The following is a 268-nucleotide window of genomic DNA, read 5'->3' as shown; positions in this document are numbered from 1 at the left end:
CATCAGCCTGGTCGATAATGAAAGCCCCTTTATCGGGGTTATTTTCATTGTACTTGAATTCATTTGCATTTTCATCAATCAAACTGATGTTACTGATCATATATTTCAGTGCAGAAAACTGATGTTTCTGTCCCTGGGAAGAAGTTTGGGTAGTCTGATTTAAAACGATATCACCCAGGTTATTGAATCCGTTTTCAAATTTGAGCTGAAGTTTTCCTGAAGTTGTAAGGTCTGTAGTATCTTCCTCGCTGCTGCTGCATGATGTAAG

The 268-nt window shown here is 38.4% G+C and carries 1 protein-coding gene; it reads right to left on the bottom strand.

All coding sequences use genetic code 11. The features are described from left to right. Window positions 1–268, bottom strand: a 268-nt coding sequence (locus SB772_RS41605; RefSeq protein ID WP_410838721.1) for an MbnP family protein, incomplete at both ends; no start/stop codon positions are given.

Origin of the sequence: Paraburkholderia sp. SIMBA_030 (assembly GCF_046535245.1) — a bacterium.
Lineage (GTDB): Bacteria > Pseudomonadota > Gammaproteobacteria > Burkholderiales > Burkholderiaceae > Paraburkholderia.
The sequence above is the reverse complement of the archived record's forward strand: the minus strand, read 5'-3'. Positions and strand labels throughout refer to the sequence as shown.